The organism is Pedobacter suwonensis (assembly GCF_007833675.1).
GTDB lineage: Bacteria > Bacteroidota > Bacteroidia > Sphingobacteriales > Sphingobacteriaceae > Pedobacter > Pedobacter suwonensis.
On the sequence record NZ_CP031708.1, the window covers coordinates 4,354,803 to 4,369,681 of the forward strand.

Sequence of the window (14,879 nt, forward strand, 5' to 3'; positions counted from 1 at the left end):
ATCAAATGGATATGCAACGCCCAAACCCCGCAACCCCAAACGGTCATACCTTTGGAATTGATCAGAAAATTACAACTACTATTTTAGCGCTCGCCTGCTGCTGTTCGCTCTCGGGTTGCGCGTCGTTCTCTGACGGTCCTATCAGGCATTATAAAGTCAGATTGACGGAAAAGAACTTGTCAATGCTTTCAGGTACCTATGAATTATATCCAGACTCGTTTTATCAGAAGACTAGTACTGCCGGTCTGCAGGCTTATTCATCCAGGAATCGCCAGTTTCATCAATATGTGAGTAAAAGCCAGATCAGTTTTGATACACTTGCCAATTGTCATGTGGTCGTTCAGGTTTCAGGTGATCAGGCCAACTTTCTTTTTAAGGAAAATGGCTTAAATAAAGATTCTGTAAGGTTATCATTTAAGCTACAGTCTCGGGGCATGTTATTGTTAGGAAATAAGTCTGTTACCTTACAAGGTATCCCTTATATTTTAGGAGGCTCTGAAAGCGAGAAAACCCGAATAGGGTTAGCTAAAGATGGCGGCCTTATTCTAAATCATGCTATTGACAATACCGGAGCTATTTTATTCTTTTTTATGCTCGGCTATTCCTACAACATTTCTTATCATTTCAAAAGAGTAAACTCAAAATAGTATGAAAAGGCTTTCTCTGGTTTTAGGTTTAGCTCTGCTTGGCAATGTGGCTAAATCACAAGAAGATTATGGTGATTTTTTTCGGAATTTAAGTGTTGGTTTGGAGTTCGGTGCCGCAACATTACAAAAACCACTTTTATCGGGTTTTATTGGGTATCATAAACCAGGTTCTTATCTCAAGTTTAAAATGTCATCGGTGTTGCAGGATACTTATGAAGTAAATGTTGATGGTGAGAAAACAACCGTTCCGGGTTTTTCGGAATTGGCCCTTGTTTTAGGTAAAGGGTTCAAGTTAAATTCCAATCATCGTTTCGAGTTTGGTGCTGGTATGGCTGTAATTGCTGACCTTAAAAAGTACGATCAATCTAATGGTGATACGGTGAGGGATAAAATTATACAGAAAAATTCAGCTGGAATTGTTGCTGAAGCCAGATATATCTATCGTTTTGTCGATGGTGTTGGGGTTTCTGTGTCGGTAAACGGTAATGCGAACAGGCAAAAAACTTTTGCTACAATGGGCTTAGGTGTGGTATTTAGCTCTAAAATGCTTTAATCATATGAAAAAGTATATTTTATGTTTGCTTTGCGTTTGCATTACGGGGTTAGTTGTTGCGCAGCGGGATACCTTGCACCAGAAACGTAAAACCTATTTCGGTCTGGGTTTTAATTTAGGTGGCGGTGGAAACGGGCGGTTGTACAGTGATATAGATATTTTCCTGCAAAAAAGAAATAATTTTATATCGGTTAAAACATCGGGCGTTAGGCGGGTCAGGATATTTTACTCTGGCGGATTGCCCGAGCCTCGTGTGTCTGACATTAGTGTTTTGGCAGGGAAAAGTTATACGTTAAACCGTTACCATTATCTGAGGTTAGGAACTGGCCTGGCGATGGCTAAACAGATCAGCCGCGGCGCATTTTTGTACGATGATTGTGACCGGCCGGGCGGATGCCTGTTCAGCAATTATGTATATGAAAGGATCGTAAGGAGAGCGATTGCTTTGCCAATGGAAATCAAGTATGGTCTTTATCTGGATGGAACCGCTTCACTTACTGTTGGTTTTTCGGCAAATCTGAATAAAGTGGAGTCTTTTTATGGAATATCAATGGGTTTGGCATTAGGTAGGCTGAGAGACCAGGTAAGGAGAAAGCATGAGTCCACACAATTTTAAGATGAGGTGGTTGGAAGCTGTGGGTTTTGAATGATTGAGTTTTGAATGAGAGAATGACTTGTATTTTCCAACTCAGTCATTCTCTCATTCAATCATTGCTTTAATGAAAAGAAGTAGCCGGCACTTTAGCCTTTTCCGTTGCGCCCTGATTGCTTTTAATGAGCCAGAAGGCAAACAAAGCGCCAACCAAAGCCATAGCTGCACCCACATAAGCCGGTGAAGTATAATCAAAGCCATAAACCAGTGGCAGTCCGCCAAAGAAAGCGCCTAACGCATTACCAATGTTAAAACTCGCCTGGCTGGCAGAGGCCGCCAACATTTCAGAGCCTTTAGCACTTTGGATCATCAACATCTGGATAGGGGCAGCCAATGAGAAAGCGACAGCACCCGTAATAAAAGTCATGATTAACGCCAAAGGTTGGTTCGCGGATACAAAATGAACAATGGTTAAGGTAGCCACCATCGTGAGCAATAAAGCTGCAGATGCTTTGGCTGGAGAAAATTTATCGGCCAAACGGCCGCCAACGTAATTGCCGAACATCATGCCTAAGCCCGCCAGCATTAATATATAGGTTACTGCATTTGATGAAAAGCCTGCAACATCTGTCATTAACGGCGCAATATAACTGTACCAGGTAAATAGTCCGCCTGTTCCGATAGAAATCATAAAAATGATGATCCAGGCTTCTCTTTTTTGAAGAAACTTAATTCAGCTTTTAAATCGCGGTTTTTCGTGGCTTCCAAAGCAGGTAGCCATAATTTTAAACTTAATAATGTTATCAAACCTACAAATACTACCACTGCAAAAGAGATGCGCCAGGAGAAATTATGGCCGATGAAAGTGCCTAGTGGTACGCCTACAATATTGGCAATGGTTAGGCCCATAAACATCAGCGATACGGCCTGTGCAGCTTTCCCTTTTTCTGCTATTCTGCTGGCCACTACTGATCCTACACCGAAAAATGCCCCGTGAGGCAAGCCTGAAAGTAACCTGGAGATAAAAAGAATGTTGAAAGTAGGTGCGAATGCGGAAAAGGCATTGAAGACCGTAAACATGATCATCAAGGCCATCAATATTTTTTTTGGTGGATATTTACCCGCAATCATAATTAACAAGGGCGCGCCGATTACCACGCCTAATGCGTAAGCGGAAATTAAATGCCCGGCCTGCGGAATGGTTACTTTTAGGTCTTTAGCGATATCAGGTAATAGACCCATCATTACAAATTCAGTAATACCGATGCCCAAACCACCTAAAGTGAGTGGAAGTAAATTCTTGTTCATTATGCCCTTAGTGTTAAAAATACACTATGCAAAGGTAGGGCTTTTTATGGTAGGGATTGTAAAAATTGGGCAATTTATGTGGGCAATGGAAGATGTTGGATGGAAGACGGGTGGTGTTGGATGGGGGAGGATGTTTACGGTTAACCTATTTAGAATTAATCATTATTACAGTTTTCAATGAGCAGTTTGCATTAACCCCGGATGCCACACCTTGAAACAAGTTATCATTGACCGAATACCTAAAAAAGTCGTCATTGCGAGGAGAGGAACGACGAAGCAATCTATCCTGCTAGTAATGCTTGACGCAAAGATTGCTTCGTCGGCTGGAAAAGTCTTCTGGCCATGAACGATCCTTTCAGAGGCTTATTTCCATTAAATACTTCTGTCAATCATATTGATTTTATACAATAAATTATTCCTACCATTGACAGAATACCTAAAAAAGTCATCATTGCGAGGAGAGAAACGGCGAAGCAATCTTTGCTAATAATCCTTGCTGTAAGATTGCTTCCCTGAAAATCGGGGCAGGCTGTCGGCTGAAAAAGCCTTTTCGCAATGACGATCCTTCCTGGAAGATTTATTTCCATTAAATGCTATTATCAATTATATTGATTTTTATAAGATAAATTATCCCTCACGATGACGAATGGAGGGGCGATTTGCGGTTAACCGACAAACCATAATTCGGTTAGCAATTAGCAGTTATCGATTATCAGTTGGCAATTTGTAATTTTACTGCTGATGAACCAATGGCTACTGAACTATAAAAAAAGGTTGTCCCACTCCGTGGAACAACCTTTCTACATTGCAAATTTTATAACGACCTGCTGTATGCTAAAATCTTATTGATGGTTTCGTCTTGAGGATCTTTAACCAGCGTATCTAACTTGCTTTTTATTTGATCATAAAATAAGTCGATTTCTGCATCAGATTCCATATCAGTTATTGGCTGAAACATGTTAGGTGTAGGTAAATTTACATTGTTTTTTGATGTAGAGGTTTTTGTCATAAGCAACTGAATGTGATAAGTTTTATAAACTTAACGATAGTTCAGATGCTTTATTTCAAACCCTAAAAAAAAATATGTAACATTTTTACTACCCTTTGTAGGTCATCTCTTTTGTTTTGAGCATTTTACGCAGGTTGCTCAATGCATAACGCATACGGCCCAGGGCTGTATTAATGCTGACATCAGTTAGATCTGCTATTTCTTTGAAGCTTAAATCGGCATAATGGCGCATCAAAAGCACTTCTTTCTGCTCATCTGGCAATAAATGGATCATCGCTTTTAAATCTTTATGGGTTTGATCGCGAAGCATTTTATCTTCTGCGCTCTCATCATAAAAGTGTAGCATATTAAATACATCTATCCCATCCGCACTGGTGATGATCGGCGTTCTCTTTTCTCTTCTGAAATAATCGATAACCAGGTTATGCGCAATACGCATTACCCAAGGCAAAAATTTACCTTCCTCGTTATATCTTCCTGATCGCAGGGTATTGATCACTTTGATAAAAGCATCCTGAAATATATCCTCAGCCAGATATTGGTCTTTTACCAATAAGTAGATAGAGGTATAAATTTTACTTTTATGTCTTCTAAGAAGTTCCTGCAATCCATTCTCGTTCCCGGCAATATATACCTTTACCAGGTCCTGATCATTATATGATTGTAAATTCATAGGTTTACCTACACTAAATCCCGTACTGTTTGCTAAAAATTAATTTGTAGATGTTTAATTTCTATAGCTTATCTCCTATGTTTTTTTGATATGTGTTAGTTTGGTTTTGAGGTTGTTAATGTTCAAAGAAAGTTATTTTTTTATCAAAAAACAAAAAATAAAATGATAAAAAATAAATTAACCGCCTGAGTACCCTATTTTTGTATCTTCTAAAAACCCTAACCACATTCTGGGGTTATATATTTATATTCTTTATCATACATGAGCAAAAAAGAGGCCGAAAAAGATCCGCATAAAAATATTATCATAAAAGGTGCAAGGGTGCACAACCTAAAAAACATTGATGTTGCCATTCCAAAAAATAAACTTGTGGTGGTAACGGGCATGTCTGGTTCGGGTAAATCTTCACTTGCATTTGATACTTTATATGCAGAAGGGCAACGCCGATATGTAGAAAGTTTATCAGCATACGCCCGCCAGTTTATGGGACGGATGAATAAACCGGATGTTGATTATATTAAGGGTATTGCCCCGGCAATTGCTATCGAACAAAAGGTAATTACTTCCAATCCACGATCTACAGTGGGTACTTCAACTGAAATTTATGATTACCTGAAATTGCTTTTTTCTCGTATAGGAAAAACCATTTCGCCTGTTTCTGGCAAGGAAGTGAGGAAGGATTCGGTAAGTACGGTAGTAGATTATGTAAATGCCATGCCTGAAGATACAACGGTAACCATTTTTTGTCCGCTATATCCGCATAACAACCGTACAATTAAAGAAGAACTCGCAATTTTATTACAGAAAGGATTTTTACGGGTTCTGATTAACAATAAAATAGAAAAGATAGAATCTATTTTAGATGATGCTGATTTTAAAGACGAAGAACTTACTGATGATAAAACCGTTCAGATCCTGATCGATCGTATTGTAACCAACCAGGAAGAAGAAACATTAAGTAGGCTGGCCGATTCGGCGCAGACCGCTTTTTTTGAGGGTAAAGGCGATTGTTACGTAGAGGCACAGGGAACAACGAAACATTTTAGCGACCGCTTTGAACTGGATGGAATAAAATTTGAAGAACCTACGCCTAACTTTTTCTCTTTCAACAATCCTTATGGTGCCTGTAAACGGTGTGAAGGATACGGGAACGTTATCGGCATCGACGAAGATCTGGTAATTCCTGACAAGAGTAAAAGTGTTTATGATAATGCAGTTGCCCCGTGGCGTGGCGAAAAAATGAACGTCTGGTTGCAAAACTTTATTAAAGCTGCACCCAAATTTGATTTTCCGATCCACCGTCCATACAGTGCACTTACTGAAAAAGAACAGCAGCTACTTTGGACGGGTAACAAATATTTTTCCGGTTTGGACGCGTTTTTCAAGGAATTGGAAGAGCAGACTTATAAAATCCAGTACCGTGTCATGTTATCGCGCTATCGCGGTAAAACTACCTGTCCTGATTGTAAGGGCTCGCGTTTGCGTAAAGACGCCTCCTACGTTAAAATTGCTGAAAAATCGATTATTGATGTGGTGCTGTTGCCGCTATCGAAAGCACTGGCCTTTTTTAATGAATTAAAATTGAGTGTAAACGACGCTAAAATTGCCAAACGTTTACTCGCAGAGATCAACAACCGTTTCCTGTATTTAAACAATGTGGGTTTGGGATACCTTACCTTAAACCGTTTATCGAACACTTTATCGGGAGGAGAATCGCAAAGAATTAATCTGGCAACATCTTTAGGCAGCAGCCTGGTGGGCTCGGTTTATGTGCTGGATGAACCCAGTATCGGTTTGCACCCACGTGATACCAATAAACTGATAGAGGTATTGGTATCGCTCCGCAATGTAGGTAATACGGTTTTGGTGGTAGAACACGAAGAAGAAATGATGCGTGCCGCTGACTACATTATCGATATCGGTCCGGAGGCGGGTACGCATGGTGGTAACCTGGTTTTCAGCGGTAACTATGAAGAGATTTTAAAAGATAAAAATAGTTTAACAGGTCGTTACCTGGCTGGAATTGAGAAAATTGCCATTCCTTCGAAACGCCGTAAGTGGAAAGATCACATCCTGATTAAAGGCGCAAGGGAAAACAACCTGAAAAATGTAGATGTTAAATTTCCGCTAGGGGTTTTTACTGCGGTAAGTGGCGTTTCAGGATCGGGTAAAACCAGTTTGGTGAAAAAGATTTTATATCCGGCGCTACAAAAAGCGATCGGAAATTATGCAGGTGAACAAACGGGTGCTTATGACGGTATTTTTGGTAATTATGACCTGGTAAGTGCAGTAGAACTGGTAGATCAGAATCCAATCGGCCGTTCCAGCCGTTCTAATCCGGTTACTTATGTTAAAGCCTGGGATGACATCCGTGCGCTTTTTTCTGGTTTGCCTGCTGCAAAGGCCGCCGGACTGAAGCCTGCAGCCTTCTCCTTTAACGTAGAGGGTGGCCGTTGTGATGTTTGCCAGGGTGAGGGTGAGGTGAAGATCGAAATGCAGTTTATGGCCGATATTTACCTGCCTTGTGAAGCTTGCAATGGCAAACGGTTTAAACAACAGGTATTGGATGTTACTTATAAAGAAAAAAATGTTTCTGAAATTTTGGATATGACCATTGATGAGGCGGTTGATTTCTTTAAAGACGAACAAAAAATCCTGAATAAATTAAATCCGCTGGTTGATGTGGGTTTAGGTTATGTGCATTTAGGTCAATCATCAAACACTTTATCAGGTGGTGAGGCACAGCGGATTAAATTGGCGTCGTTTCTTATTAAAGGGAATAATGCCAATAAAACCGTATTTATTTTTGATGAGCCGACCACCGGTTTGCACTTTCATGATATTAAAAAACTGTTAAAAGCATTAAATACCCTTATTGAGCAAGGTAATACCATTTTGGTTATCGAACACAATATGGATATGATCAAATGTGCCGATTGGGTTATTGATATTGGTCCTGAAGGAGGAGATGGTGGCGGTAGTGTAGTATTTGAAGGCGTACCAGAGGAACTGGCTAAAGTAGAAAATTCGTATACCGGAAAATATTTGGCTGCGCATTTAAATTTAAATCCATAATTTCGGCGATGCTTTTTTTAACGTTTTTCATCGGTATCATTCTCAATGCCATGGGATATATTCCCCCTGGCAATATTAATCTCACTGTTGCGCAGCTTGCTATTAACAAAGGCATGCGGCAGGTTTGGTATTTCATTTTATCCTTCTCGTGTGTAGAGGTATTTTTTACCTTCGGGATGATGCGCTTCGCCCGGTGGGCCATGAGCGATATCAATCCAAATGAGGCCGTTAGTGAGGTGCGCCTTGGCACTTTGGTGGATTGCTTTATGATTGTGATGTTTCTGGTGATGGGTACCATTACCTGGAAAAACAGAAAAAAAGTACCGAAAACCAGTAATAAAAAAGAAGATAAGCGTAGTGGCAGTATGCTTTATGGATTGATTTTGGGCGTGCTAAACCCTGTCCAGATCCCATTCTGGCTGTTTTTTGGGAATTATGTAATTCTGCATCAATGGATCGAAACCGATTACCTGTCGCTGGTGATTTTTAGCCTCGGCTCTGGCGTCGGTTCTTCACTCGCGCTTTACCTTTATGCCCATTTTGCCACTTACATCCAGGAAAAATTCGCGCTGAGCAGTTTGCTCATTAATAAATCTATCGCTATATTTTTATTTGCACTGGCAGCCTATCTGGTTGTAAAGCAGGCAATCGTAATGCTATAAAACTAATTCAAGGTCTGTATTTAGCAGGCCTTTTGTTTTTAGTCTTTTTAATGAATTTTTCTTAACGGAGATTTGTTCGCAGCTCTTTTTTGCCCGGGTGGCGCTGAAAGCATGGAATTATAGACTGAGTTCGATTAATATTTTAATCGAAGCAATTGCTTTTTAGCTCCCTGGGATAAGGAGATCATCATGCTGAATTATTTTATCAGCAGCTTTGATTGTTATTTTATAATCCAGCCTGTTTCTGTATCAGCATTAACGAGCTGATACTTGCCGAAAGCACCTAAAAGGTTTACACGCTGCCCTTCTTTTAGCGTTGTTTTAAGCGCCGCCAAACTATCAGGTCTGTCATAAACTTCCTGCTGAAATAAATTTATCCTAAGTTTTTTCAGGGGCTCAATTGCCTGTTCAAGACTATTACTTTGAATAAAACCTATGCTTCCATCGGGCAGTTCTACCTGGTAGTAATTTCCGGTCGCAGCATTTGCAAGTAAAATTGTTCCCGTGTTAAGCGAAATTAAAACATTTGCTTTACGGTCTGGAGAAGAGACCATTTTAGCGGTAGATTTAGTCCTTAAAATTTTATTTAAGTTATTGCCGGAAGCACTTATGGCAACCGGGGTTTTGGTTATCGGATCTATAAAGGGTAGTGGGTTTACTGCACCATTTGCCGTGTAAATGCCGAAATGTAAGTGGGGAGGTGTGGTTCGGGCATTGCCTGTATTTCCCATAAGTCCCAGGGTATCTCCAGTTTTTACTTCCTGTCCTTCCGCTGCAATCTGTTTATCCAGGTGGGCATAATACAAAGTATAATCTTTACCCCTTGGACGCATCCAAACCACTTTTCCACCCAGGTTGTTTTCGTTTACACGGGTTACTGTTCCGTCTGCAATTGCCAGCACAGGCGTTCTGAAACTGCCAAAAATATCTAAACCTTCATGTTTTCTGGCGTCATTATCCCTGCCATCTCCCCAATAACTTTTTATGCTGTTGGCGTTTTTTGATTTTATCGGGAAAGCAAGAGACGCTCCGGTGGTAATCTCTAATTCGTAGGCTACACTCTGCAGCAGTTCTGGTTGTAGCCTGATCTGATAGGCGCCTGTTTCCTCAATATCAAAAATAATCGGATTATTTAAGGTATCGGCTGAGGCGATAAGTTTTGGGGTTTGATCTGCGCTATGCCAAACATCAATATAAATCAAGGCACCGGTTGATGTCTTTTTGTTTAGTTTTATGTTTAGTTTCTGCCCTTTGGTTGCATTGAACTTGTAAGCTGTCGCCGGGACCCGGTCGGCAGCGAAATAACCGTTTTCTCGATAAGGAATACTAATGTCTAATGCTTTTTGCATACTCATTGTAGCCGCATTTAACCACGCCGATCCCATTGCTGTTTTATCAAGCCCCACATTCACCAATTTTTTTTGATATTGCTCATGCGGGCTAGCGGCCTTAAATAAATTAACTGAGCCTGTTTTGCATGATAGTACGCCTATTGCCATAGCAATGCAAACGAGCCAAAGTGCAGGTCTGTAAATTTTCATTGCCTAAGCCTTTTTCAATTGTTTAAAAACCGCTGCGGTTACTAATCCACCTATCAGGTACCAGGTTACAGTTAATATCTTAGTTTTATCGGTTTTAGTTACCGGAGTATCATCTAATCCAATTTTATCCGGTATGCTGATTGCACCCAGACCAGCAGTAAGACCGGCTATTGCACCTTTAAAATAAACATGTTTTTTATCTCCTAAGCCAATGGCGCTGTAGTATAGGGTATTGCTGATGATATCACCTGCAAGGGTGGCCAGATAAAGATTGTCTCCGTCAGGACTGTCCAGTTTCAAATTGGACAAGGATTTGGAAAGTGCCTGCTTACCCAAAAGGTCAATCCGGGGTGCGTCGCGATCAAACTGCCTAAAGCTTTCATGTAATATATTTAAGGCTGCAGCACCTGCAAAGCCAGCGAGTAAGGATTTAAATGATTTCATAATAGAATAATCCCTGCAAGCGGCAAATTGTTTTATGAGGATCGGGATTACGCCATGAATCGCAATTGCCGCTCCATTATGTTATAAAATTGATACACAGAATAGGTTCTGTTAACTTAATCATAACATTAAATTCATGTTTAAGCAGTCTGCCTAAACTAATATTGGATTTTGATACAAAACATATTTTATACTTATGTCTAACAGACGTTTTTTCCTGAAAAATAGTTTGGCTGCTGCGGTAGTAGCCGGTTTATCACCAGTTCTGCCATCATTTGCTGAGGAGAGGAATATTTCAGTCAAACGGGAAAAAGGACCAAAACTTCGCTTTGCCATCGCATCCGACGGACACTATGGACAACCGGGAACTGATTATAAACTTCATCACGAAAATATTGTGAAATGGCTTAATGCCTCGCATGATGAAAATCCACTGAATTTTGTAATTATTAATGGCGATCTGGTACACGATCGGCCTGAATTACTGAAAGAAGTTAAGAAAGATTACTATGATCGTCTGAAAGTTCCTTTTTATGCCGTGCCTGGTAACCACGACCATGCAGATACTGGGCTTTGGAAATCGGTTTTCGGTTACGAGGATAACTTTTCTTTCGAAAAAAATGGGGTGGGTTTTGTTTTAGCAAATACCTCTGATACTAAAGGGACTTATTTATGCCCTAATAATGATTTTTTAAAACAGGAGTTGGATAAGTTTAAAAACCTGAAGACTGTTTTTGTGGTATTGCATATTCCGCCACATTTCTGGGTGCCTGAAAGCCCATTTGTAGATTGTCCGGATGCAATTAAACTTTTGCATAGCTATACAAATGTTAAGGCTGTGTTTCATGGCCACGACCATAGTTTAGATGCCGTTTTTTATACCGATAAGCTACCGCATTTCTTTGATGCCCACATTGGTGGCAACTGGGGTACGGCCTATAAAGGTTACCGCATTGTAGAAGTGGATGAAGACGACAAGATTAAAACCTATCAGGTAAATGCAAGCGGATCGCCATTATTAAATGAAACCAGATTTTAACCCATAAAAAATCGTAATGAAAAAGATATTTTTGATGTTCGTTTTTGCTGGTGCGGTTTTAAATTGTGCAGCACAGAAAATAAGCGAAACCATGCCTGCTATTAAAATCGGAACTGATGCTGCGCAGCCCTTTTTGTTTTCGCTGAATACCCTAACGGCGGAAAATCCCCGTTGGAATATCCACTACTCTGGGAGTTATGGAGAAAGAACCAGCGGACAATTCGGGTATGATGGCTTGGGACAACAATTTGGGGTTAAAGGATATTTAGGCAACAGATTTACCTTATACGCCACAGCAGCGATCGGCTTTGCCAATTCAGGAGGCGTAACATCTGCGCAACAGGCTGAAGTAATCAGAGATCTGGTAGAAGGCAAAGGTATCTCTGGGTTTAGGCTAGGCGCAGGCTTAGGCTTAAGCAGAGATTGGTCGAGTATAGGTGCTGCAATTAGCCGGATTACTGCTTCGTTTGATCAGACCAATTGGAGAATGGCGGGCAACCTCCGCTTCGAAAAAGCTTTCGATAAAACCAGAGATAAACTGGATTTTATTAGCAGTTTTGGCTATCAACATCGCGTTTCTAATGTTTTATATGTTGGCCTTGAAGCCCTGGGACAAGATTTAGAAGGCTTTTGGGAGAAAGACGAGGCAGAGGGAGGCGCAAAGTTAATGATCGGGCCATCCATCAACCTGGAACCAAACCATTCGAAACTGTCTTTCTCTATTTCCGGAGGACCTGTTTTTTACGCAACCCGTAGTAATGTCATCCCGTCAGAGGCCATTAGGGAAATCGGTTCTGTCGCTTCGGGTAATGGCTATACGATCAGGGCCCTGGTTAATTTTAATCTTTATCGCTAATGTGCATGCTTCAAATTAATAAAATGAAAAAGTCATACCTATTTATATTATTCGGTTTCCTGTTTATCCAAAAAGGATTTGCACAATTACCGGGAAAAAACGAAACCACCCAGCAAATTTTATTGCCTAACGGCTGGAAATTAAGTCCGGCCGGGCATTCGGTACAACTGGGTGATTTGCCTTTAAATATGCAACTCAGCGCATCAGGTAAATATCTGGCCATCACCAATAATGGTCAGAGTACGCAGTCGCTGCAACTTATCGATCCTAAAACAGAACAAATTATAGACGAAAAGGTGCTGGGTAAATCCTGGTACGGAATTGCTTTTAGTAAAGATGAAAAACACCTCTATGCATCGGGCGGTAACGATAACTGGATTCTGGATTTTAATATTGTAAACAATAAACTGGGCAGGAGTGATACCATTATTTTGGGGCCGGTTTGGCCAAAGGGTAAAATATGTCCTGCCGGTATTGTGGTAAATAGCAGTAACAGTAAATTATTCACTGTTACCAAAGAAGATAGCGCCCTGTATATTATTGATCCGAAAGCAAAAAAGATTTTAAAACGGGTACAACTTCCTGCCATTGCCTATAGCTGTACACTGGCTGCCGACGAGCGTAAATTGTATATTTCGCTCTGGGGCGGAAAAGCAGTGGCAGTTGTTGATCTGCAGTCAGAAAGCATTGTTCGTCAGATTCCTGTCGGCGATCATCCTAATGAGCTTTTGCTTAATAAAAAAGGTAATATCCTGTATGTAGCCAATGCAAACGATAATACGGTTTCGGTAGTAAATACGCTGAACAACAAAGTAATTGAAACCATCTCTACCACGCTTTATGCCACACAGTTAACGGGTTCAACTACCAACGGCCTGGCTTTGAGTAGCAATGAAAAAACGCTCTATATTGCCAATGCTGATAACAATTGTTTAGCTGTGTTTGATGTAAGTAAACCCGGCGTAAGCCAGAGTCAGGGTTTTATACCGGTAGGATGGTATCCAACCAGCGTTAAGGTTTTAGGCTCGGAAATATTGGTTAGCAATGGTAAGGGCAATACCTCAATGGCGAACCCAAAGGGCCCCCAACCCGTTTCTAAAGTTGATAACAGCGATTATCATATGGGCAGTACCGCTAATAGCAGACTGCAATATATAGCAGGATTGTTTAAAGGGACACTGTCTTTTATTGATGTACCAAAGCCTGAGCAATTAAAAGTGTATACCAAACAGGTTTATGCCAACACACCATTTAGCGACAAAAAAACGATAACTGCTGATGGTGAAGCAGGAAACCCGATTCCCAGAAAACAGGGCGAAAAATCTCCCATCAAACATGTTTTCTATATTATCAAAGAGAACCGTACTTACGATCAGGTATTGGGCGACATTAAAAAAGGAAACGGCGATTCTACGCTAACCCTTTTCGGGCGCAAAGTGACCCCTAACCAACATGCTCTGGCCGAGAATTTTGTATTGCTGGATAACTTTTATGTAGATGCCGAAGTAAGTGCCGACGGGCATAACTGGAGCATGGCGGCTTACGCAACTGACGTAGTGGAAAAAACATGGCCAACCAGTTACGGGGCCCGTGGTGGGAGTACCACTTTCGAAGGTGGCAGGCCGGTAACTTATCCGAAAGGAGGTTTTATCTGGGATTATTGCCAGCGGGCGGGAATCAGTTACCGCAGTTACGGTGAGTTTGGATCTTATGCTAAAGCCAATATCAAATCGTTACAGGGGCATATGTGTCCGGCTTCTCCGGGTTTTGATATGGATATTAAAGATCAGGTGCGTGTAGATGCCTGGCAGCACGATTTTGATTCTTTATTGGTAGCCGGTGCGGTGCCGCAGTTTAATACTCTACGAATTTCAAACGATCATACCAGTGGACAGAAGAAAGGAAAATACTCGCCACAGGCAGCGGTTGCCGATAATGATCTGGCAGTAGGCCGAATCATTGAACACCTTTCGCATAGTAAGGTTTGGAACGAATCGGTTGTGTTTATTTTAGAAGATGATGCACAAAACGGATCAGACCATGTAGATGCACACCGTTCTCCGGCTTATGTAATAGGCCCGTATGTGAAAAGAAATGTAGCGGTACATACCATGTATTCTACTTCAGGTTTTCTGCGTACCATGGAACTGATTTTAGGCCTATCGCCTATGAGCCAGTACGATGCAGGAGCAATGCCTTTGTATGAGTGCTTTACAGCTAAGCCAGATTTTACACCATACAATGCTTTACAACCCCTTATTGATTTAGATACCCGGAACGTGGCGATTAACGAAAGCAGCAGACGCTCTGAACTGTTCAATTTTGCGAAAGAAGATTCTGCACCAGATTTGGATTTAAATGAAGTGGTGTGGAAATCGGTTAAGGGTGAGCAATCGGTAATGCCTGCTCCAAAACGTAGTGCTTTTGTGATTTTGGAGAAGAAGAAAAAAGATGACGATGATTAGAACTTCTGTGATGAT

General features: G+C 41.0%; 14 protein-coding genes. 8 read left to right on the plus strand and 6 right to left on the minus strand.

From position 1 onward, the window contains the following. The first annotated feature begins 5 nt into the window (after positions 1 to 5). Genes DV942_RS18010 through DV942_RS18020 form a run of 3 tightly spaced genes read left to right on the plus strand, consistent with a single transcriptional unit; the run spans position 6 to position 1,816 of the window. Positions 6 to 647 carry a hypothetical protein gene (locus DV942_RS18010; protein ID WP_145859869.1) on the plus strand — a complete coding sequence of 214 codons (642 nt, stop codon included), beginning with the start codon at positions 6 to 8 and terminating at the stop codon, positions 645 to 647. 1 nt (position 648) lies between these two features. Then, positions 649 to 1,200 (plus strand): hypothetical protein, encoded by a 552-nt coding sequence (locus DV942_RS18015; protein ID WP_145859872.1) that lies wholly within the window; start codon positions 649 to 651, stop codon positions 1,198 to 1,200. Positions 1,201 to 1,204: 4 nt separating this feature from the next. Beyond that, positions 1,205 to 1,816 carry a hypothetical protein gene (locus DV942_RS18020; RefSeq protein WP_145859875.1) on the plus strand — a complete coding sequence of 204 codons (612 nt, stop codon included), beginning with the start codon at positions 1,205 to 1,207 and terminating at the stop codon, positions 1,814 to 1,816. A 100-nt stretch (positions 1,817 to 1,916) separates the two neighbouring features. On the opposite strand, the gene DV942_RS23870 is transcribed toward DV942_RS18020, so the two are convergent. The 4 genes from DV942_RS23870 to DV942_RS18035 all read right to left on the minus strand — a co-directional run bounded on the left by DV942_RS23870 (position 1,917) and on the right by DV942_RS18035 (position 4,782). Beyond that, the gene (locus DV942_RS23870; RefSeq protein WP_244950734.1) at positions 1,917 to 2,483 is read right to left on the minus strand and encodes an MFS transporter; all 567 of its coding nucleotides are present in this window, start codon (positions 2,481 to 2,483) and stop codon (positions 1,917 to 1,919) included. Continuing rightward, positions 2,480 to 3,100, minus strand: coding sequence for an MFS transporter (locus DV942_RS23875; RefSeq protein WP_244950735.1), 621 nt, complete (start codon positions 3,098 to 3,100; stop codon positions 2,480 to 2,482). The genes DV942_RS23870 and DV942_RS23875 overlap by 4 nt, the downstream gene beginning before the upstream one ends. Before the next feature lie 814 nt (positions 3,101 to 3,914). Continuing rightward, complete coding sequence (locus DV942_RS18030; protein ID WP_090984998.1) at positions 3,915 to 4,109, minus strand: hypothetical protein; 195 nt, start codon at positions 4,107 to 4,109, stop codon at positions 3,915 to 3,917. Between the two features lie 88 nt (positions 4,110 to 4,197). Then, positions 4,198 to 4,782: an RNA polymerase sigma factor gene (locus DV942_RS18035; protein ID WP_145859877.1), complete on the minus strand. Its 585-nt coding sequence runs from the start codon at positions 4,780 to 4,782 to the stop codon at positions 4,198 to 4,200. A 261-nt stretch (positions 4,783 to 5,043) separates the two neighbouring features. Here DV942_RS18035 and uvrA point away from each other — a divergent pair, with 261 nt between their 5' ends. Together uvrA and DV942_RS18045 are read left to right on the plus strand one after the other, a co-directional pair. Continuing rightward, the gene (uvrA, locus tag DV942_RS18040; protein WP_145859879.1) at positions 5,044 to 7,857 is read left to right on the plus strand and encodes an excinuclease ABC subunit UvrA; all 2,814 of its coding nucleotides are present in this window, start codon (positions 5,044 to 5,046) and stop codon (positions 7,855 to 7,857) included. Between the two features lie 8 nt (positions 7,858 to 7,865). Then, positions 7,866 to 8,519 (plus strand): LysE family transporter, encoded by a 654-nt coding sequence (locus DV942_RS18045; RefSeq protein WP_090984991.1) that lies wholly within the window; start codon positions 7,866 to 7,868, stop codon positions 8,517 to 8,519. Positions 8,520 to 8,740: 221 nt separating this feature from the next. On the opposite strand, the gene DV942_RS18050 is transcribed toward DV942_RS18045, so the two are convergent. Together DV942_RS18050 and DV942_RS18055 are read right to left on the minus strand one after the other, a co-directional pair. Continuing rightward, the gene (locus tag DV942_RS18050) at positions 8,741 to 10,060 is read right to left on the minus strand and encodes a M23 family metallopeptidase (RefSeq protein ID WP_145859882.1); all 1,320 of its coding nucleotides are present in this window, start codon (positions 10,058 to 10,060) and stop codon (positions 8,741 to 8,743) included. A gap of 3 nt (positions 10,061 to 10,063) precedes the next feature. Continuing rightward, positions 10,064 to 10,504 carry a hypothetical protein gene (locus DV942_RS18055; RefSeq protein ID WP_145859884.1) on the minus strand — a complete coding sequence of 147 codons (441 nt, stop codon included), beginning with the start codon at positions 10,502 to 10,504 and terminating at the stop codon, positions 10,064 to 10,066. A gap of 196 nt (positions 10,505 to 10,700) precedes the next feature. Here DV942_RS18055 and DV942_RS18060 point away from each other — a divergent pair, with 196 nt between their 5' ends. From DV942_RS18060 to DV942_RS18070, 3 genes are read left to right on the plus strand one after another with little or no spacing between them, the layout of a single operon-like run. Then, positions 10,701 to 11,543: a metallophosphoesterase family protein gene (locus DV942_RS18060; RefSeq protein WP_090984985.1), complete on the plus strand. Its 843-nt coding sequence runs from the start codon at positions 10,701 to 10,703 to the stop codon at positions 11,541 to 11,543. Between the two features lie 16 nt (positions 11,544 to 11,559). Continuing rightward, positions 11,560 to 12,399, plus strand: coding sequence for a hypothetical protein (locus DV942_RS18065; protein WP_145859887.1), 840 nt, complete (start codon positions 11,560 to 11,562; stop codon positions 12,397 to 12,399). A gap of 23 nt (positions 12,400 to 12,422) precedes the next feature. Next, positions 12,423 to 14,864, plus strand: a complete 2,442-nt coding sequence (locus DV942_RS18070) for a bifunctional YncE family protein/alkaline phosphatase family protein (RefSeq protein ID WP_145859889.1) — start codon at positions 12,423 to 12,425, stop codon at positions 14,862 to 14,864. Positions 14,865 to 14,879 lie beyond the last annotated feature (15 nt).

Coding starts and splice junctions, on each gene's coding strand:
- DV942_RS18045 (WP_090984991.1), top strand. CDS start 7,866: ATGCTTTTTTTAACGTTTTTCATCGGTATCATTCTCAATGCCATGGGA.
- DV942_RS18065 (WP_145859887.1), top strand. CDS start 11,560: ATGAAAAAGATATTTTTGATGTTCGTTTTTGCTGGTGCGGTTTTAAAT.
- DV942_RS18060 (WP_090984985.1), top strand. CDS start 10,701: ATGTCTAACAGACGTTTTTTCCTGAAAAATAGTTTGGCTGCTGCGGTA.
- DV942_RS18010 (WP_145859869.1), top strand. CDS start 6: ATGGATATGCAACGCCCAAACCCCGCAACCCCAAACGGTCATACCTTT.
- DV942_RS18070 (WP_145859889.1), top strand. CDS start 12,423: ATGAAAAAGTCATACCTATTTATATTATTCGGTTTCCTGTTTATCCAA.
- DV942_RS23870 (WP_244950734.1), bottom strand. CDS start 2,483: ATGATTTCTATCGGAACAGGCGGACTATTTACCTGGTACAGTTATATT.
- uvrA (WP_145859879.1), top strand. CDS start 5,044: ATGAGCAAAAAAGAGGCCGAAAAAGATCCGCATAAAAATATTATCATA.
- DV942_RS18050 (WP_145859882.1), bottom strand. CDS start 10,060: ATGAAAATTTACAGACCTGCACTTTGGCTCGTTTGCATTGCTATGGCA.
- DV942_RS18055 (WP_145859884.1), bottom strand. CDS start 10,504: ATGAAATCATTTAAATCCTTACTCGCTGGCTTTGCAGGTGCTGCAGCC.
- DV942_RS18020 (WP_145859875.1), top strand. CDS start 1,205: ATGAAAAAGTATATTTTATGTTTGCTTTGCGTTTGCATTACGGGGTTA.
- DV942_RS23875 (WP_244950735.1), bottom strand. CDS start 3,100: ATGAACAAGAATTTACTTCCACTCACTTTAGGTGGTTTGGGCATCGGT.
- DV942_RS18015 (WP_145859872.1), top strand. CDS start 649: ATGAAAAGGCTTTCTCTGGTTTTAGGTTTAGCTCTGCTTGGCAATGTG.
- DV942_RS18030 (WP_090984998.1), bottom strand. CDS start 4,109: ATGACAAAAACCTCTACATCAAAAAACAATGTAAATTTACCTACACCT.
- DV942_RS18035 (WP_145859877.1), bottom strand. CDS start 4,782: ATGAATTTACAATCATATAATGATCAGGACCTGGTAAAGGTATATATT.